This is a genomic window from Sphingomicrobium aquimarinum (assembly GCF_039655735.1).
Classification (GTDB): Bacteria; Pseudomonadota; Alphaproteobacteria; order Sphingomonadales; family Sphingomonadaceae; genus Sphingomicrobium; species Sphingomicrobium aquimarinum.
This window is the reverse complement of sequence record NZ_JBBYXH010000001.1, coordinates 1-17902: the sequence shown is the minus strand read 5'-3', so window position 1 is coordinate 17902 and position 17902 is coordinate 1. Positions and strand designations below refer to the sequence as shown.

Annotated in this window: 20 protein-coding genes; 11 read left to right on the top strand and 9 right to left on the bottom strand. The window is 64.7% G+C overall.

What is annotated here, in order from left to right; all coding sequences use genetic code 11:
* Positions 1-20 precede the first annotated feature (20 nt).
* The 4 genes from WJS89_RS00100 to WJS89_RS00085 all read right to left on the bottom strand — a co-directional run bounded on the left by WJS89_RS00100 (position 21) and on the right by WJS89_RS00085 (position 5162).
* Positions 21-701, bottom strand: coding sequence for an NnrU family protein (locus tag WJS89_RS00100; RefSeq protein ID WP_346338901.1), 681 nt, complete (start codon positions 699-701; stop codon positions 21-23).
* Positions 698-1996, bottom strand: a complete 1299-nt coding sequence (locus tag WJS89_RS00095; protein ID WP_346338900.1) for an amidohydrolase family protein — start codon at positions 1994-1996, stop codon at positions 698-700. Before WJS89_RS00095 ends, WJS89_RS00100 begins: the two co-directional genes overlap by 4 nt.
* Positions 1993-3360, bottom strand: coding sequence for an amidohydrolase (locus WJS89_RS00090; protein ID WP_346338899.1), 1368 nt, complete (start codon positions 3358-3360; stop codon positions 1993-1995). The genes WJS89_RS00095 and WJS89_RS00090 overlap by 4 nt, the downstream gene beginning before the upstream one ends.
* 137 nt (positions 3361-3497) lie before the next feature.
* Positions 3498-5162, bottom strand: a complete 1665-nt coding sequence (locus WJS89_RS00085) for a peptide MFS transporter (protein ID WP_346338898.1) — start codon at positions 5160-5162, stop codon at positions 3498-3500.
* Positions 5163-5317: 155 nt separating this feature from the next.
* On the opposite strand from WJS89_RS00085, the gene WJS89_RS00080 reads away from it, so the two are divergent.
* Positions 5318-5884: a nitroreductase family protein gene (locus tag WJS89_RS00080; protein WP_346338897.1), complete on the top strand. Its 567-nt coding sequence runs from the start codon at positions 5318-5320 to the stop codon at positions 5882-5884.
* A 35-nt stretch (positions 5885-5919) separates the two neighbouring features.
* The gene (locus tag WJS89_RS00075; protein ID WP_346338896.1) at positions 5920-6270 is read left to right on the top strand and encodes a GntR family transcriptional regulator; all 351 of its coding nucleotides are present in this window, start codon (positions 5920-5922) and stop codon (positions 6268-6270) included.
* 5 nt (positions 6271-6275) lie between these two features.
* Here WJS89_RS00075 and WJS89_RS00070 read toward each other — a convergent pair whose 3' ends face one another.
* Positions 6276-7949, bottom strand: a complete 1674-nt coding sequence (locus WJS89_RS00070) for an acyl-CoA dehydrogenase family protein (protein WP_346338895.1) — start codon at positions 7947-7949, stop codon at positions 6276-6278.
* 44 nt (positions 7950-7993) lie between these two features.
* Here WJS89_RS00070 and WJS89_RS00065 point away from each other — a divergent pair, with 44 nt between their 5' ends.
* Positions 7994-8920: an L-threonylcarbamoyladenylate synthase gene (locus WJS89_RS00065; protein WP_346338894.1), complete on the top strand. Its 927-nt coding sequence runs from the start codon at positions 7994-7996 to the stop codon at positions 8918-8920.
* A 30-nt stretch (positions 8921-8950) separates the two neighbouring features.
* On the opposite strand, the gene msrA is transcribed toward WJS89_RS00065, so the two are convergent.
* Together msrA and WJS89_RS00055 are read right to left on the bottom strand one after the other, a co-directional pair.
* Positions 8951-9496, bottom strand: coding sequence for a peptide-methionine (S)-S-oxide reductase MsrA (gene msrA, locus WJS89_RS00060; RefSeq protein WP_346338893.1), 546 nt, complete (start codon positions 9494-9496; stop codon positions 8951-8953).
* 67 nt (positions 9497-9563) lie between these two features.
* Entirely contained in the window at positions 9564-10262 is a 699-nt protein-coding gene (locus WJS89_RS00055) for a PilZ domain-containing protein (protein ID WP_346338892.1), read from the bottom strand.
* A gap of 137 nt (positions 10263-10399) precedes the next feature.
* Between WJS89_RS00055 and WJS89_RS00050 the strand changes: the two genes are divergently transcribed.
* Together WJS89_RS00050 and WJS89_RS00045 are read left to right on the top strand one after the other, a co-directional pair.
* Positions 10400-10798 (top strand): response regulator, encoded by a 399-nt coding sequence (locus WJS89_RS00050; protein WP_346338891.1) that lies wholly within the window; start codon positions 10400-10402, stop codon positions 10796-10798.
* Positions 10799-10800: 2 nt separating this feature from the next.
* Entirely contained in the window at positions 10801-11625 is an 825-nt protein-coding gene (locus tag WJS89_RS00045) for an EAL domain-containing protein (protein ID WP_346338890.1), read from the top strand.
* Here the strand turns inward: WJS89_RS00045 and WJS89_RS00040 are convergent.
* On the bottom strand, positions 11592-12725 hold the full coding sequence (locus tag WJS89_RS00040; protein WP_346338889.1) for a CaiB/BaiF CoA transferase family protein: 1134 nt from the start codon (positions 12723-12725) through the stop codon (positions 11592-11594). The genes WJS89_RS00045 and WJS89_RS00040 overlap by 34 nt on opposite strands.
* 113 nt (positions 12726-12838) lie before the next feature.
* On the opposite strand from WJS89_RS00040, the gene WJS89_RS00035 reads away from it, so the two are divergent.
* Positions 12839-13513 carry a LuxR C-terminal-related transcriptional regulator gene (locus WJS89_RS00035; RefSeq protein WP_346338888.1) on the top strand — a complete coding sequence of 225 codons (675 nt, stop codon included), beginning with the start codon at positions 12839-12841 and terminating at the stop codon, positions 13511-13513.
* A gap of 7 nt (positions 13514-13520) precedes the next feature.
* On the opposite strand, the gene WJS89_RS00030 is transcribed toward WJS89_RS00035, so the two are convergent.
* Positions 13521-13649, bottom strand: coding sequence for a hypothetical protein (locus WJS89_RS00030; RefSeq protein ID WP_346338887.1), 129 nt, complete (start codon positions 13647-13649; stop codon positions 13521-13523).
* 242 nt (positions 13650-13891) lie between these two features.
* Between WJS89_RS00030 and WJS89_RS00025 the strand changes: the two genes are divergently transcribed.
* The 5 genes from WJS89_RS00025 to WJS89_RS00005 all read left to right on the top strand — a co-directional run.
* Entirely contained in the window at positions 13892-14668 is a 777-nt protein-coding gene (locus WJS89_RS00025; RefSeq protein WP_346338886.1) for a sulfite exporter TauE/SafE family protein, read from the top strand.
* A 222-nt stretch (positions 14669-14890) separates the two neighbouring features.
* On the top strand, positions 14891-15331 hold the full coding sequence (locus WJS89_RS00020) for an anthrone oxygenase family protein (RefSeq protein WP_346338885.1): 441 nt from the start codon (positions 14891-14893) through the stop codon (positions 15329-15331).
* 110 nt (positions 15332-15441) lie between these two features.
* On the top strand, positions 15442-16224 hold the full coding sequence (locus WJS89_RS00015) for an alpha/beta fold hydrolase (protein WP_346338884.1): 783 nt from the start codon (positions 15442-15444) through the stop codon (positions 16222-16224).
* Positions 16225-16263: 39 nt separating this feature from the next.
* Complete coding sequence (locus tag WJS89_RS00010) at positions 16264-17055, top strand: SRPBCC family protein (protein WP_346338883.1); 792 nt, start codon at positions 16264-16266, stop codon at positions 17053-17055.
* On the top strand, positions 17055-17902 hold an 848-nt coding region (locus tag WJS89_RS00005), incomplete at its 3' end, for an alcohol dehydrogenase catalytic domain-containing protein (RefSeq protein WP_346338882.1). The genes WJS89_RS00010 and WJS89_RS00005, both read left to right, overlap by 1 nt.

Genomic DNA, 17902 nt, shown 5'->3' with positions numbered 1-17902 from the left:
AGAGGCTCCTTAGCGAGCGCTCAGAGCCAAATCCATGGGCCCGACGGCATCGCGCCGAACCAGCCGTGCGCATAGGTTGCGAGCAGGAAGACGATCGTGCCCCCCACGAGCGCGAAGGCTCCCGGGAGATGGAAGCCGCGTGCGAACGGCACGAAGCCGGTGCGCTTTTCCCAGTCGCGCCATCCGTCTCCCATCAGCGTGCGCTTCTTGACGTCCTGCCCCGCCGCGCCGCCCAATGCCGTGACGAGGATGGCGAGCGCGGGGACGATGCTCGGCCAGGTCGGATTGACGAGGATATGTGTCGCCGACCACAGCGCGAATCCCCACATCATCGGGTGGCGGGTGATCGCGAAAACCCCGGTCGCCGGGCGCGCGGTCATGGCGTCGGCATCAGGATGCGGCAGCGCCGGATTTTTCACGAGACTGCCGACGAAGAGGATCGAGCCGAACCACATCATGAGCGTTCCGGCGATCCAGCCCGCATCGCCCGAACTCCAGAGCATCGTCGCGGCCTCGCGGGCCGGCGCATAGCTGCGGGCAGCCATGACGAGCGTGACGAGGCTGACGATCGAATAGACGATCCCGAAGCCCTTCTCGCCGCCGAATGCGCGGACCATCGGGGCGCGCAGCGGATGGCTCATCAAGAGGTGGGTCGCGGCGAACGCGACCGACCAGAATGTGAGCCATCCGAGCGGCGTCACCGGCGATAGGCCTTGGGCAGACCTTCGGGCGCGAGACTGCGGTAGCGCTTGGCCAAGCGCGACTGACGCGTTTCGAGATCCTGCTCGACGCCGTCGATCCAGACCCGCGTCGCCGCGCTGGTCAGTTCGAGCGGATCGCCCGACCAGAGCACGATATCGGCACGGCGCCCGGGCCGCAGCGAGCCGATCTCACCGTCCATCCCCACCATGGCGGCAGGCCGCGAGGAGATCATCGCGAAAGCGTCATCCCACGTTACGCCGGTATGGCCGGGAAGGCGCTGGAGCGCGACCAGATTGCCGGCGAGCTGACGCCCGTTGCGCGCATTTCTAGTGACGAAATCGGACAGGACCGCGACCCCCACGTCCACGCCCGCCGCTCGCATCCTGCCGATGTTGGACTGGGTCGAGGCGAGCATCTCGAAGCTGCCGGGACGATTGAGCGTCGGCTCGGCGATCACGGGAACGCGCGCTGCAGCGATCGCCTCGGCGACCCGCCAGCCTTCGGCCGCGCCCATCAGAACGAGGTCGAGGCGCGGAAATTCCTCGCGCAGGCGCAGGACCTGTAGGATGTCGCTCGCACGGTGGACGGCCACGACCATCGGCACCTCGCCGCGCACGACGGGGCGCAGTGCCTCGATATCGGCCTCCAGGAGAAAGTCGCCGTCGGGCCGGTCGCCCTCGCGGCGTCCGTCGCGCGCTTCCATGAGCGCATCACGCAGTTCGAGCGCGCTGGCCGAGCGCGAACCGCCTGCGAGGCCGGATCCGCTCTCGCCCAGATAGACCAGCTGGAAGGCGCGCGCTTTGGTGATCGGCTCATAGTCCGCGCCGGTGTCGATGATCGCCCCTTGACCCGCGAAGACGCTCTGCTCGGGCTCGGGGGCCACGATCGCGCGGGTCACGCCGTCGGCGCGGCTGACGGCGATCGGGGTGGCGAGCGGGTTGACGGAATAGCTGACGTCGATCGCCGCGGAATAGGGCGAGCCCGACGCGCCCGCGTCGCTGGCGCCCGAAACGCCGCCGTCCACTTCGACGAGGCCGATGCGGCTGAAGCCTGCGACGAGGCCCGGCGTCACCCATTGGCCCGCGGCGTCGATGGTGGTGGCACCCGCGGGCACACGGACCGATCCGGCGGGACCGGCAGCCACGATGCGGCCATTGTCGACGACGACCGTCCCGCCCTCGATCGGTGCGGAGCCATCGCCGATGACAACCTTCCCGCCCGTGATGGCGACCGGCTGTGCAAGCGCCGGCGTCGCAGCGAGCAGCGCGGCGAGAGAGACAGCGAGGCGGATCATTTGACGTCTCCTTCGCCGGGCTGGCCAAGCTCGAAGTCGCTGACCGGGCGACGCGAGGGATCGCTGGCATCGAACATCAGCGCGCCGTCGATCCACACTTTGGCGGGGCGCGTGTAGACGCTGTAGGGATTGCCGTTCCACAGCACGACATCGGCCATCTTGCCGGGTTCGAGGCTGCCGGTCATGTCGTAGACGCCGATCGACTTGGCGGGGTTGGCGGAGAGCCATTGCCACGCTTCGGCTTCGGAAATCTCGATGCCTTGGCGGCGGCCCGCGGCGATCGCCTTGGCGGCTTCCTGCTGGAGGCGCTGGATGCCGTCGGGATCGTCCGAATGCACGATGGCACAGGCGCCCGCATTGTGGACGTAGGCGATATTCTCGTTGATGGCGTCGTAGCTTTCCATCTTGAAGCCGTACCAGTCGGCCCACATCGCCGAGCAGGTGCCCTGCTCGCGCAGGAGGTCGGCGATCTTGTAGGCCTCGACCGCATGTTGGAAGCTGGCGACCTCGTATCCGAACTCCTCGCTCATCTGCAGCATGATCGCCATCTCGTCGGCGCGGTAGCAGTGGTTGTGGATGCGGATGTCGCCGTCGAGCACGCCGCGCAGCGTATCCATCGCAAGGTCGCGGCCGGGCATGTCGCCGCCTTCGGCCTCATATTTGTCCCACTCGCGGTCGTAATCCTTCGCCTCGAGCCACGCCTCGCGCGTGAGCGCGACATTGCCCATGCGCGTGGCCGGACCGCCGCGATCGCCGTAGACGCGCTTGGGATTCTCCCCGCAGGCCATCTTCAGTCCGTACGGCGCGCCGGGGAACTTCATGTCCATGACCGTGCGGCCGGGGACGTTCTTGAGCGTCACCGATCGGCCGCCGAACAGGTTGGCCGAGCCCGGCAGGATCTGCAGCGCGGTGACGCCGCCGTTGGCGAGCGCGCGGCTGAAGCCCGGATCCTGCGGCCAGACGCTATGCTCGGTCCAGACGAAAGCGGTGTTCGGATTGGTCGCTTCGTTGCCGTCCGAATGGCTGGCGGTCGAAGGCGAGGGATAATTGCCGAGATGGCTGTGGACGTCTATGATGCCGGGGGTGACGAACATGCCGGTGCCGTCGATGACCATGGCGTCGGCGGGCATGGCGGCGTCGTTGGCGCCGACCCGCTGGACGATGCCGTCGGCGAGGTAGATCGACCCGCGCTCGATCCGACCGCCATTGCCGTCGAAGATCGTGGCGTTGGTGATGAGCGTCGGCGCGCTCGGGTACGCGACATAGGTGGACGGATAGGGGTTACGGTCGAAGAGCGTGGGCGCGGACTTGGGCTCCTCACCTCCACCGGCCGTGGCGCAGGCCGCAAGACTCAGTCCCATCATGGTCGTCGTCAGCAATCGCATCTTCGTATCGAACCCCCTCGGTCGGAAAAATCGAGCGCACTGTGCGTCGAGGTTGCACAAAAGAAAAGGGCGGAGCATCGCTGCCCCGCCCTTCGCTTCTCATTGCCGGAACGTCCTTAGACGTTACGGCCAGGCTCATCGCCCGGACCCGGCGGATTGGTCGCGGGATGAATGCCCGCTTCCTGGTTTTCCAAACCCGCCTGGGCCTGGCCTTCCAGATCGTCGCCGACATCGTCGTCGCTCAGCGTGTCGAGATGCATGAGCTTCTTGACGAACGGCGAGACCACGAGGACGACCACGCCCACGCCGACTGCGAACCAGCCGATCTGATTGTAGACGCTGAGCGTCAATTCGCGGGTCATGTCGCCTTCTTCACCGCCGGTCGCAGCGCCGATCATGCCGGCCACGTAGTTCCCGCCTGCCGTGGCGAAGAACCAAGCGCCCATCACGAGGCTCGCGAGGTGCGTGGGCGAAAGGCGGTTCATGGCGCTCAGGCCCACGGGCGACAGGCAGAGTTCGCCGGTCGTGTGCAGGAAGTAGAGCGCGAACACGAGGATGACCGGAACGAGAACCGCGGGACCCGCGGCATTGGCGCCCCAGACGAACACGAGAAAGCCGAGGCCGACCTGGACGATGCCTAGACCGAACTTGAACGGCGTCGAGGGTTCGATGCCCTTCTTGGCCATCCATACCCAAAGCGACGCGAACACCGGCCCCATCAGGATGATGAAGATCGCGTTGATCGACTGGAACAACGAGGCGGGAACGCCCTGACGATCCACATAGCGGTCAGTGAAGAGGTTGAGCGAACCGCCCGCCTGCTCGAACAGACCCCAAAAGACCGGCTGGAGGATGATGAGGAACAAGATCGCGAACAGTCGCTCGCGCGGCTCCTTGGGCATCTTGAACGCTTCACGGAGCACATAGAGCAGAAGCAAGGCACCCGCGATCAGCATCAGCCAACCGACCACGCCCTGATACTGGATCAGAAGCCACATCACGGCGATACCGGCGAGGCCGATGCCGTACATGGTCATCTCGGTGCTCTTCTGAAGCGGCTTGGGCGGCTCGCCGCGTCCCATGAGGAGCGGCTTGCCGAGCACGAAGACCACCAGGCCGAGCAGCATGCCGATACCAGCGGCGCCAAAGCCGTAGGCCCAACCGACCGTCTCGCCGAGGTAGCCCGCCAGAAGCACGCCCACCGCCGCACCGACGTTGATTCCGATGTAGAAGATCGTGTAGGCGCCGTCGCGACGCACGTCGGTGCGCGAATAGAGCTGCCCCACGATCACCGAGATGTTGGCCTTGAGGAAGCCCGAACCCACGATGATGAAGGCCAGCGCCATCCAGAAGATGTTGATGGTCGGATCGTTCTGACCGCCCGTTCCTTCGAACGCCATGAAGAAGTGTCCGAACGTCAGAAGCACGGCCCCGAAGAGAACCGCCTTGCGCTGTCCGAGATACCGGTCCGCGATCCAGCCGCCGAGCACGGGCGTGATGTAGACGAGGCTGACGTACGCCCCGTAGATCACGTTCGACGCGCTGTCGTTGAACAGCCAATGCTTCGTCAGGTAGAAGATGAGGAGCGCGCGCATCCCGTAATAGGAGAAGCGTTCCCACATTTCCGCGAAGAACAGGATATAGAGGCCCTTGGGGTGGCCACCCACTTCGGGGCGCGGACGCGAAATCGCCCAAGCACCCGCGATGAGAAACAAGCCGAGGACGACGGCAGCGATCGCTGCGATCCAGTCGGCCTCCTGCCAGATGGAAATGTCTTTCATGAGAAGTCACCTTCTTGAAAAGGCCGCGCTGTCCGCCTCTCCGGACCTCCGCACAGCCATCAAACTGTAAGACGGCGCACCGTAGCGATGATTGTGTCACTGTGAAGCCTTGTGTTGACGAAAGCTGTGACCCGTAGGACACGAACCCGATGGAAATGAACGATACCTCAACGCTGCTTTCCCACCTCAACAGTCGCCGCTCGGGCCGGCCGCGCGACATGGTCGCACCGGGTCCGGACGACCGGCAATTGCGTAAGATCCTGTCGCTGGCAGCGCGCTCTCCCGACCATGGCGCCCTCGTGCCGTACCGGTTCGTGATCATCGAGGATCGGGAAGCACTCGCCGATCTTTTCGAACAGGCCTGCATGGCGGACGATCCCGACTGCGAGCCGCACAAACGGGCCAAGTTCCGCGACAAGGCAGGCTGGGCGCCGACGCTGCTCGCGCTCGTCGCCTCACCGCTCGAGGGTCACAAGATCCCCGTCTGGGAGCAGGAACTGACAGTCGGCGCGGTCGGCATGAACCTCCTTCACGCGGCGCATGCGCATGGGTTCGTCGGCAGCTGGATCACGGGCGCCCAGAGCTATGCACCGAGCGTCGTCGCGAGTCTGTTGAGGGGCGGCGAGCGGATCGCAGGCTTCTTCTATCTGGGTTCGCCCGCGCGCGAGCTCGAGGAGCGCGCCCGACCGCAGCTGGACGAAATCATCTCGACCTGGCCCTGATTGCAACTTTGTCTGCGCTGGTGTATTAAAGCAGCATGACGCTCGACAACGCCCATCAGAAGCCGGTCTACGTCCGCATTCGCGACGAAATCGGCAACGCCATTCTTGCCGGGGACTATAAGGACGGCGACGCCCTCCCCTCGGTCCGCGCGCTCGCCAGCGACATGGGCGCCAACCCGCTCACCGTCGCCAAGGCGTACCAAGGCTTTCAGGACGATGGCCTCGTCACCGTGAAGCGCGGTGTCGGGATGTTCGTCGCGAAAGGTGCGAGCGAACGGCTGCGCTCGGGCGAACGCGAGCGTTTCATGAAGAACGAATGGCCCGTTATCCGCGAGCGGATGGACCGGCTCGGCATCGACGCCAGCGAATTGCTTGCCGACGTCTGAGCCGCCTAGGCCAGCGCCTCGGCATCCACGCGATACAATAGCTCGGCTCCCGCGCCCGCGGCCGCCCCCAGACCGAAAGCCTCGGGGACGATCGTGGCGTTGAAGAAGGCGCTTGCCGCCTTGGTCGCTTCGTCGGCATCGCCGGCATGGGCCAGGCGCTCGAGCAACCACGCCCCCACCAGTACCGAACACATTTCCAGGAAGGGAGTCGCCCCGGCGAGGCGATTGTCGGGTTCGGCGGCGCGCAGCATCGCGGCGGTCTGGTCGACCGCGTCTGCGAGCGCCGACACGCGCTCGTCCTCGGTATCGGCACGCACATCGGCGATCAGACCGTCGAACGCGAGACCTCCATCGAGACCGAGCTTGCGGCCCACGAGATCGGCGGCCTGGATGCCGTTGGTGCCTTCGTAGATCGGCGCGATCCGCGCGTCGCGGAGGAACTGGGCGGCGCCCGTTTCTTCGACGTAACCCATGCCCCCATGGACCTGGATGCCAAGGCTCGAGACCTCGCAGCCGACATCGGTCGACCAGGCCTTGGCCATCGGCGTCAGGACGTCGCCGCGCATCCGCATCGGCGCATCGCCCGACGCCCCCCAATCGAGGCAGCCGAACGTATAGTAGCAAAGAGCGCGCGCCGCGTCGGTCAGGGCGCGCATCCGCAGCAGCATCCGCCGCACATCGGGATGTTCGGCGATCGCGCTCGCCTGGCCGGCACGGGCGCCCTGCTTGCGCTCGGCGGCGTAGGCGACCGCTTTTTGCGTTGCGGCCTCGGCCACGCCGACACCCTGGAGGCCGACGTTCACGCGGGCATTGTTCATCATCACGAACATGGCCTTCATGCCGCCATGCTCGGGGCCGATCATCCAGCCCTTCGCCCCGCCCTCGTCGCCATATTGCATGACGCACGTCGGCGAGGCGTGGATGCCCATCTTTTCCTCGAGCTTGGTGCAAACGAGGTCGTTACGACTGCCGTCGGGGAGAATTTTGGGGACGAGAAAGAGCGAAATGCCCCGCGTGCCCTGCGGCGCATCCGGCGTCCGCGCGAGGACGAGGTGGATGATGTTGTCGGCAAGATCGTGCTCGCCATAGGTGATGTAGATCTTCTGCCCGGTGATCGACCAGCTTCCGTCGTCATTGGGAATTGCCTTGCTGGTCAGGGCCCCGACGTCGCTTCCCGCCTGCGGCTCGGTGAGATTCATCGTGGCAGGCCATTCGCCCGAGACGATCTTCTCGAGATACCGGTCCTTGAGTTCGTCCGAGCCGTAAGCCTCGAGCGCCTCGATCGCGCCGAGGCTTAGCATCGGGCATAGCGCGAAGGCGAGATTGGCGGCGTTGAGGTCCTCCATCAGCGCGGCCGCGAGCGAGAGCGGCATCGCCTGTCCGCCATAGGCCTCGGGCGCGGCGAGCGTCATCCAGCCGCCCTCGACGAACTGCTGGTAGGCGGCATGAAAGCCGTCGGGCATCGTGACGACGCCGTCCTTCAGCTTCGCGCCGATCTCGTCGCCTTTCTCGCGCAGCGGAAGGAACTCGCCCACCGCGAATTGGGCCGCGCCCTCGAGGATGGCTTCCACCGTGTCCGCGTCTGCACTGGAGAAGCGATCGGTTTTCGCGAGCTCAGGCAGCTTCACGACGTCGCGCAGCACGCGCGCCTGCTTGGAGATGGGGACGGAAAAGCTCATGGGACATCCTTCACAAATCGGTTCGGCCGCTCCATAGCGCGGCGATGGCGCCGCCGTCACTACCGACCGAAATTCGTCCCGCCGATCGCGACGGCATCGAGCGTGCCGTGACGCTGCTCGGTCAGGGTGCGCCCGTCGCAGTGCCGACCGAGACGGTCTACGGCCTCGCCGCCGATGCGACCGACGCCATGGCGGTCGCGCGCATCTACAAGGCGAAGGGTCGGCCCGATTTCAATCCGCTCATTACCCACGTCTTCGACCTCGACGCAGCGATCGAGCTTGCGCATTTCTCCGATACGGCGCTGCGCCTCGCGGAGAAACATTGGCCCGGCCCGCTGACGCTGGTGCTTCCGAGACGCGAAGGTTCGCCCATCGCCGATATCGTGACCGCCGGACTCCCGACGATCGCGATCCGCGTGCCCGCCCATCCTGTCATGCGCGCGCTCCTGCACCGTTTCGGGCGCCCGCTCTCCGCGCCCAGCGCCAATGCGAGCGGACGGATCAGCCCGACGCGGGCAGCCCATGTTGCGCACAGTCTGGCAGGTCGTATTCGGTTGATCCTCGACGATGGACCGACCAGCGCGGGGATCGAGAGCACGATCGTCGGCGTGGCCGGCGATCAGATGCGCCTTCTGCGTCCGGGGCCCGTCGATGTCGACGAGGCGGTTATTTCCGATGCGGCGAAAGTCGAAGCACCCGGACAGCTTGCCAGCCATTATGCGCCGGACAAGCCCATCCGTCTCGAGGCGTCGACCGCACGCGAGAAGGAAGTGCTGATCGGCTATGGCGCCGTGAAAGGCGACCTCTATCTCGGCGCCGATCCCGTTACAGCGGCGGCCAATCTCTTTGCGCTCCTGCACGAGGCAGATGCGAGCGAGGCGGACGGCATCGCCGTCGCGCCGATCGAGGGCGACGGGTTGGCAGCGGCCATCCGCGACCGGCTGAAGCGGGCAGCGGCGCCCCGTTCCTGATCCCAGGACTGGCGCCGCGCGCCACCAATGTTACGCTTCGACGCCGTCCTTGAGCTTGTCGGCAAAGCTCTTGCGAAACTTGCGCAGCTTGGGATCGATGATCGCCATGCAATAAGGGTTCGAATTTCCGTTCTCGGCGAAATAATCCTGGTGGTAATCTTCGGCAGGATACCAGCTGTCGTTAGGCTCGATGGTGGTGACGACCCGCCCGTCCAGTTTCTCGTTTTCCGCGGCGATGGCAGTCTGTGCCGCGTCTCGCTGCGCCTCGTCCTGCGGGAAGATCGCGCTGCGATACTGCGTGCCGATGTCGTTGCCCTGGCGATTGAGCTGGGTGGGATCGTGCGTGGCGAAAAAGATCGCGAGCAAGTCCTCGTAGGAGATCACCGCATCGTCGAACGTGATGCGCACGGCTTCGGCATGGCCCGTGTCGCCACCGCAAACCTGCTTGTAGGTCGGATTGACGGTCTGACCGCCGATATAGCCGCTCTCGACGCTCTCGACGCCAATAACGTCGAGAAACACCGCTTCGGTGCACCAGAAACAGCCGTTGGCGAGGACGGCGACTTGCTTGGACATAATGTTACGCTCCTATCTCGTGCACCGAGATAGGAAGCGCGGCGGCGAGCGCAATACGCCTCGGGTCCTACTTGTAGCTGGCCTTGAGACTTGCGAGTTCGAGACGCTTGGCCATCCACTCGGCCAGTTCCTCGAATTCCAGCGGACGATCGAACACGATCCCCGCCTTGCGGTCGGAATACCAGCGGATTTCCCCCTTGACGGGCCGTAGGCTCTCGACGACCACGACGACCTTCTGTCCGAGGCAATATTCCTCGATCGGTTCGACCTTCATCCCGCCCAGCGAAATGTCGTGAACGTCGACCGTATAATAGAGCTTGCCGATCCGCACGTTGGCCTTGCAGTCGACATGGAGGCGCGGCGGGCGGGGGCGGAAGCCGTGTCGCGGTTTGCGTCCGGCCAGCATCTCGCCGAGGTCGATATTCTGGTCGAACTTGAAGCCCGCCGTGCCCTCGCGGGTCCAGACGACCTTTGCGGGGATGCATTGCGAATTGAGTTCGAGGCTTACGACATCCCCCACCTCGTGCGTGTCGGTCACTTCGGCCATGAGGCCCCCTGCCGAGAGGTTGCGCACGCGGATGAGCTGTTCGCTGCCACTGTCATCGATCATCTTCGCGACGCGCAGCATCGGCATCACCCGCTCGTCGACGCGGCGTTCGACGGGGCGCGGGACCTCGGTCGACAGCGAAAAGACCGTCGATTCAAAGGCAAGATTGTCTTGCCCGAAGGGGCGGTTCTGACGGCGACGGATGAACGAGCCAAGCATCCGGGACTCCTCGACAAGATTGATACCTGTCCGCTTCTAGGACGCATGGGGTTAAAAAGACGTTTCCTAGTCGGCACTTAGGCGCTAACCAGTGGTTAATTCGCCGGAAACCATCTTCTTCCGGCTTTGGAGGGACCATGATGACCGCAAGCCGGCCACGGCTGCTCCTGATCGACGACGAACCGGCGTTGGCGCGTTTTCTTGCCGACGCCGCAGGGCTGTCCGGCTTCGATCCCGTCATCGCGCAGGACCATCGCGACTTTCGCGACAAGTTCCGTACCGAGCATCCCGACATGGTGGCGATCGATCTCGGGATGCCGGGGATGGACGGCATCGAATTGCTGCGCTTCCTCGCCGACCAGCAGGCCGTCCAGCCGATCATGATCATTTCGGGCTTCGACAATCGCATTATCGATACGGCCTTCCGACTGGGCGAGGCGCTGGGACTGACGATGGTGGGGCCGGTCACGAAGCCTGCCCGGCTCGACGCGCTCGAGTCAATTTTCCACCAAGTTCGTGAACGGCTGGCGGCCTGACGGTGGCGCCCACGAATGAAACCAAGCTGCTGGGCGGGTTCGAACGGGCGCTGCAGGAAAACCGGCTGCGCCTCGTCTACCAGCCCAAGATCAACCTCGAGAGCGGCAAGCTGGTGCGTGCCGAGGCGCTCGTGCGCTGGGACGACCCCGACTATGGCGCCGTACCGCCGGCCCGTTTCGTACCCCTCGCCGAGCGGCATGGATTGATCGACCCGCTCACGCAGTGGGGACTGGATTCCGCCTTTGCACAATGGGCGCAGTGGCGCGCCGACGGGATCGATTGCGGCCTTGCCTTCAACATCAGTGCGATCAGCCTGCGACTGCTCGATTTTCCCGATCTCGTGGAGGCCAAGTGTCGTGCGCATGGCGTCCCCGCCGACCGACTCGTGCTCGAACTGACCGAAGGATCGACGCAGGAGCTTACGCGGATGATGGATACGCTGACGCGTTTCCGCATCAAGGGGATCGGGCTTGCCATCGACGATTTCGGCGCGGGTTATTCGAGCCTCATGCAGCTTCGCCAACTGCCGTTCTCGGAACTCAAGATCGACCGCTTCTTCATCGACGATGCGGCACGGTCGCGTGAGAGCCGCGCGATCGTGCGTTCGATCATCAACCTCGCCCACGACCTCGGGCTGCGCGCCACGGCCGAAGGCATCGAGAATGAAGCCCAGCTCCACATGATGCGCGCTGCCGGCGCCGATATCGCACAGGGCTATCACATCGCGCGCCCGTTGAAGGCGGACAAGCTTTCCCAATGGATCGTCGACTGGGAGCGCCGATGGGCGTCGGTTCAGTCCGACCCGTTCGGCGACCCGAGAATCTGATCGATCGTCTTCCTTTCGACCCCGACCGATTGAAGTAACGCGCGGATCGCCTCGCCGCCGCGCTCGCGCCTGGCGGGAAACGGTTCGGCTCCGTCGCCGTATCGCGGCGCCGGGGCGGGAACCATATGACCCTCCAGCCGAGCGAAGGCTCCGCGCGCCTGATGGTGCGGATGCGTAGGCGCGGTCTCCAGATCGAGCACGGGGGCGACGCAGGCGTCGCGCCCGTCGAAGACGTCGAGCCAATAGGCGCGTGGTTCGGCGCCGATGCGCGCCTCGATCGCCTCGCGCTGGTCAGGCCATCTGGAGGGATGATCCTCCTCGAAGAGCGCGTCCCCGGCCAGATCGAGCGCCTGGAGGAACTGCCGCCGGAACGAGGGCTCGATCGCGCCGACCGCGAGATAGGCGCCGTCAGAGCAACGATAGGTGCCGTAGAGGGGAGCGCCGCCGTCCAGCGCATTCGCCTCGGCGCCCTGCCGCCACAGCCCCGCATTGAACGCGCCGAACAGGAAGGAGCCGAGCAAGGCGCTTCCCTCGCTCATCGCTGCGTCGACGACGCGCCCATGCTGTGCGCCGCCGCGCACCTCGAGCAACGCGGCGAGCATGCCGAAGCAGAGCATCATCGCGCCGCCGCCATAGTCGGCGACGAGGTTGGCGGGCGGAACGGGTCGGTGCCCCTTGGTGCCCATCCCCGCCAGAAGTCCCGACAGCGCGAGGTAATTTACGTCATGACCCGCCTGCTGGCTCAATGGTCCGGTCTGCCCCCACCCGGTGATCCGTCCGATCACAAGGCGTGGATTGACGTCGTGCAGTGCCTTCGGCCCGAGCCCCAACGTCTCGATACGGCCCGGTCTATACGGATCGATGAGCGCGTCGGCGCTCGCTGCGAGCTTGAGAAGCGCCTCGCGGCCAGCGTCCGTCTTGAGGTCGAGCTTGATGGTGAGGCGCCCGCGCTCGAGCGGGTCACCGGGGATTGCCGGTCGTCCCTCGCGATCGATCCGGATGACCTCGGCGCCATGATCAGCGAACATCATTGCGGCAAAAGGTCCCGGCCCGACGCCTGCCAGTTCAATGATCCGAAGCTCGGCGAGGGGCCCGCTCATGAGCGGAAGGCTAGCAGCGTGCGATTGCGGGGAAAAGCGCCGATCTGCAGGCCGTCGGCGGGCGCTTGCCACTAAGGCTTTTCTTTATCGCGGTCAGCTTCCATATTGTGCACATGGTAGATGGCTTCACCGCAACGAATATCGGCCCCCGCGATGTACCGGACCCCAGCGTTCCGCCCGAGAAGCTGGACGTGCCGCCCGAAGTCACAAAGCTGATCGATACGAGCCCGATCGCCTCCGTCATTTCGGACCCGCGCCTTCCCGACAATCCGATCGTGGCCGTCAATGAAGCATTCGTGCGCCTTACGGGGTACAGCCGCGAGGAAATCCTCGGGCGCAATTGCCGTTTTCTCGCGGGACCCGCAACCGAGCCGTGGCTGACCGACGCCATCAAGAAGGGCGTTGCGGAGAAGAAACCCTGCCTCGTCGAAATCCTGAATTACAAGAAAGACGGCACCCCGTTTCGCAACGCGGTGCTGGTCGCGCCGATCTTCGATGAGGCCGACGATCTGCAATATTTTCTCGGCAGCCAGGTCGAACTGTGCGCCAATCCGCCCGGCCCCTCCACCATGCGGCGCCTGCAGGCGGCCAAGATGGTCGAGACGCTGTCACCACGTCAGCGGCAGGTGATGCAGATGGTCGCATCGGGACTGCGCAACAAGCAGATCGCCTACGAGCTCGGTCTGTCCGAAAAGACGATCAAGATGCACCGCGGCCTGGTCATGGAGAAGCTCGATCTCGGGACCAGTGCGGATCTCGTGCGCACCGCAGTCGAGGCCGGTCTGTAGCCAACCCTCAGTCGGTGATGCGCGGCTGATGCTCGCGTACGACCTGCGCCCTTGCCGCCATGCGGCGTGGCACGCGGATGCGTTTTTCCGGACGGGCTTGGAAGCGGGTGGCGGCGACACGCTGTGCAATGGTCATGATTCTCTCCTTTGGCCCATCAGCGAATGCCAGCCGCAGACGGTTGCGGTTATGCGCCGTCGAAACGATCAACCGTTCATGACATATGGTTAAAAGAGCGGGCGTGCATGTCGTTTCTAGCGGCTCTCCCTTTGGTGCAAGCGCCCAAAGTTACGTGAATGCTCGCCCGACCTCGCTTATGCTAAGGGCGACGACATCGAGGGTCGCCCGGATCGTCTCGCAAGCTATTGGATATTCGCACGATGACCGATCTTCTCTCTCTTGCGCTCGGGACATTCTCCGGAGCGCTTGTCGGCTTTACGCTCGGGCTCATCGGCGGCGGCGGGTCGATCCTTGCCGTCCCGCTGATGGTCTACCTCGTCGGCGTCAAGGAACCGCACGTGGCGATCGGCACGTCGGCGCTTGCCGTGGCGGCAAATGCGGCCCTCGGCCTCGTCAGTCACGCACGTGCAGGAAACGTGCGCTGGCGCGAGGGTCTGGTGTTCGCGCTCGCGGGCGTACTGGGCGCGGCGGGCGGTTCGAGCGCGGGCAAGGCATTCGACGGACAGGCGCTCCTGTTCCTCTTCGCGATCCTCATGGTCCTCATTTCGATCGTAATGCTGCGGCGAGGCGACAAAGGCGGTGGCGGGCGCGGCAAGTTCGAGCCGATGCGGCTGGCGCTATTCGGCCTTGGCACCGGCGCCTTGGCGGGCTTTTTCGGCATCGGTGGCGGCTTCCTGATCGTTCCCGCGCTCATCGCGGCGACAGGACTTGCGATGCTCGGTGCGGTGGGAACGAGTCTCGTCGCGGTGACCGCTTTCGGGCTCACGACCGCGACCAACTACGCCCTCTCCGGCCTCGTCGACTGTGCGCTCGCGGGCATCTTCGTGATGGGCGGCCTGCTCGGCAGCTACGCGGGCACGCGGGCCGCCAGGAGCCTATCGGACAGGGGCAAGCTCACCCCCACCTTCGCGGCAATCATCATCGCCGTGGCGATGTACATGCTCTACCGGTCGGGAAGCGAACTCGGCTATTTCTGACTTCGGTCGCGAAGCGATCGCGGCTTTCGACCCCATTCGAGACATTCGGCTTGATCGGTCGCGAACATCCCTACATATCGTGATTGCCGAAAATAGAGCAGCAGGTCGGTAGTTCCTGCACCCACATCGTGGGTTCTTCTCAGCCGCGGCGTTGACCCAACCTGCTTGGGGAGACGCTGGCTGTCACTTCCGCGCCTCCCCGGCTGATGCCGAGGATTATTCATGTTATTATTTGCTATCATCGCGTTGACGTCCGCCGCTCTGTTTGCGGGCGCGGCGACGTACATAAGTATGGTCGAGCACCCGGCACGTCTGCTGCTGGACGACGGACCACTGCTTGCACAATGGCAACCCAGCTACGCCAAGGCGCTGCCGATACAGTCCGGTCTGGCAATTCTTGGCGGTGTATGCGGATTGGCAGCGTGGTATTTCTCGGGCCGATGGTTGTGGATCGCTGGAAGCGCCGTTCTCCTAGCCAACTGGCCGTTTACGATCGTAGCGATCATGCCGACGAACAAGCGACTTCAGGCGGTCCCCCCGACGCAGGCCGGTCCCGATACGAGAGAATTGCTCCTCTCCTGGGGGCGGCTTCACGACCGCAGAAGCTTGCTCGGGCTGATCTCGACGCTGCTTCTTGCAGTGGCGATGATGGCGACGAAGTGACGGCAGCTTCCCACCCCAGTGTCGGTCGAACAGCGCATGGGCGACACTTGGCGGAAATCTCAGGAAACCTGTTCGCGGACCCCTGAGCCATTGCGGTTCGTTCCTTCTGCATGGCCATATTTTACACGCGCTCAGGACGCGGAAAACCTCTCCTGCTCGTCCACGGATTAGGGGGATCCTGTCGCTCGTGGGACACGATCTCCCCAACGCTCGCTCAGAACAGGGAAGTGATCGCGGTGGACCTACCCGGTCACGGACAAACCGCAGCGGACTCCGACAGCGGGACGTTCGACGGGCTGGCCCGCAGCTTGGACGAGTGGCTCGGCCACGAGAAGCTTGCCGGGATCGATATGGTGGGCAGCTCGATGGGCGCGCGGCTTGTACTCGAGATGGCGCGGCGCGGACGGGCGGGTGCAGTCGTCGCGCTCGATCCGGGTGGTTTCTGGAAGGGATGGGAACGAACATTTTTCCGCACCACCATCAGCGCCTCGATTGCTCTGGTGCGCGCGATCCGACCGGCGCTTTCACCCATCACCGGCAATGTGGCAAGCCGCACCGCCCTTATGCTCCAGCTTTCCGCCAGGCCGTGGGCGCTCGATCCGACGCTGGTGTCGAACGAATTACGGTCGTTCGCGGATACGCCCACGTTCGATTCACTGGTGAAGGATCTCGCCACGGGCCCGATGCAGAAGGGCCCCTCGCGCAACGCCGGTCCGCTCGTCATCGGCTGGGGTCGCAAGGACCGCTTGTGTCTGCCACGACAGGCAAGCCGCGCGATGGAAGCCTTCCCTGAAGCAAGGTTGCACTGGTTCGCGCGAAGCGGCCACTTCCCCATGTGGGATCAGCCGGAAGAAACGATCCAGTTGATCCTCGATTCCACCACCGCCTCCTAGTCCGCACGACGGGGCCTAACGCCATCCTTTCAATCGAGGATGCGCGATGGTCTCAGCGCCCCACCACGCCCGAGGTGCAAGGCATCGCATAACCTACGTCAGCGACGGAACGGCCCTTCCGGGGCGAACGCTGTCATCGACGGACGACAGGAGGAGGTCTCGATGCCCCGTGATGATAAAGACGATAAGGATCAGATTCGACTGGCGGTTGGCGCGATCGCCGGGCTGGCGGTGGTGGCCGGTGCTCTGGCCGTGGGGTCCTCGAAGCGGCGATCGAGCCGCTCCGGGTCGGGCGACGCCCCGCGCTTCTCGCGTCGCAACGGCGGCGGCGACCTGGCGCTCGTCGGGCGTAGCGTGACCATCCGCAAGGGCCGGCAAGAGGTGTTCGCCTATTTTCGCGATTTCAAGAACCTACCCTCCTTCATGGAGAATCTCGATCGGATCGAAAACAAGGGCGATGGGCATAACGTCTGGGTGATCCGGGGCCCCGCCGGGCGAACCGTCGACGTGGAGACGCAGATTTCCAGCGAGAAGGACGGCGAGCATATCGCGTGGAAATCGGTCGCGGGATCGGACATCCAAACTTCGGGCCGCGTCACCTTCGAAGATGCGCCCGGCGACCGCGGAACGCGCGTCGGTCTCGACATCGCCTACGACCCGCCCGGCGGCAAGGTCGGTCGCGCCTTCGCCAAGCTGTTCCTGCGCGAACCCGAGATCCAGGCGCGGCACGACCTCAAGCGCTTCAAGATGCTGATGGAAACCGGCGAGATCGCGACCTCCGCCCGGACGAAAGATGAACGGCGAGCCGCCAAGCAGCAGGAGAACGGATAATGCGGGCACTCACCTGGCAAGGTACCAAGGACGTTCGTGTCGACACCGTCTCGGATCCCGAGATCGTCAATCCGCGCGACGCGATCCTCAAGGTCACCAGCACCGCGATCTGCGGCTCCGACCTCCATCTCTACGACGGCGTCATCCCCGGCGTGAAGCCGGGCGATGTGCTTGGCCATGAATTCATGGGCGAGGTGGTCGATGTCGGCCCCGGCAGCACGCTGAGAAAGGGGCAGCGCGTGGTCGTGCCCTTCACGATCAGCTGCGGCCAGTGCTTCCACTGCGCGGTGCAGCAGTACAGCTGCTGCTCGAACTCCAATCCCGTCGAGAAACAGGATATGTCGGCAACGCTCTATGGCCATGCGATGGCCGGGCTTTTCGGCTATTCGAACCTCACCGGTGGCTATTCGGGGGGGCAGGCGGAGTATGTCCGCGTGCCCTTCTCCGATGTGGGTCCGATCGTCGTTCCCGACCATCTCGAGGACGACGAGGTCCTGTTTCTATCCGACATCCTTCCGACTGGCTGGATGGCGGCGGAGAATGCCGACATTCAGCCCGACGATACCGTCGCGGTCTGGGGTTGCGGGCCGGTTGGCCTGTTCGCGATCCAGTCGGCGATCGTCATGGGCGCTGCCAAGGTCATCGCCATCGATCATTATCCCAACCGCCTCGCGCTCGCGAAGAAGATGGGCGCGGAGACGCTCGATTTCCATGCCGTCGACGTGCGCGAGGCGCTCATGGAAATGTCGGGCGGGATCGGTGTCGACTGCGTCATCGACGCGGTCGGCATGGAATCGCACGGGTTCGCGATCGACAACATGATCGACGTCGTGAAGCAGAAGGTCGG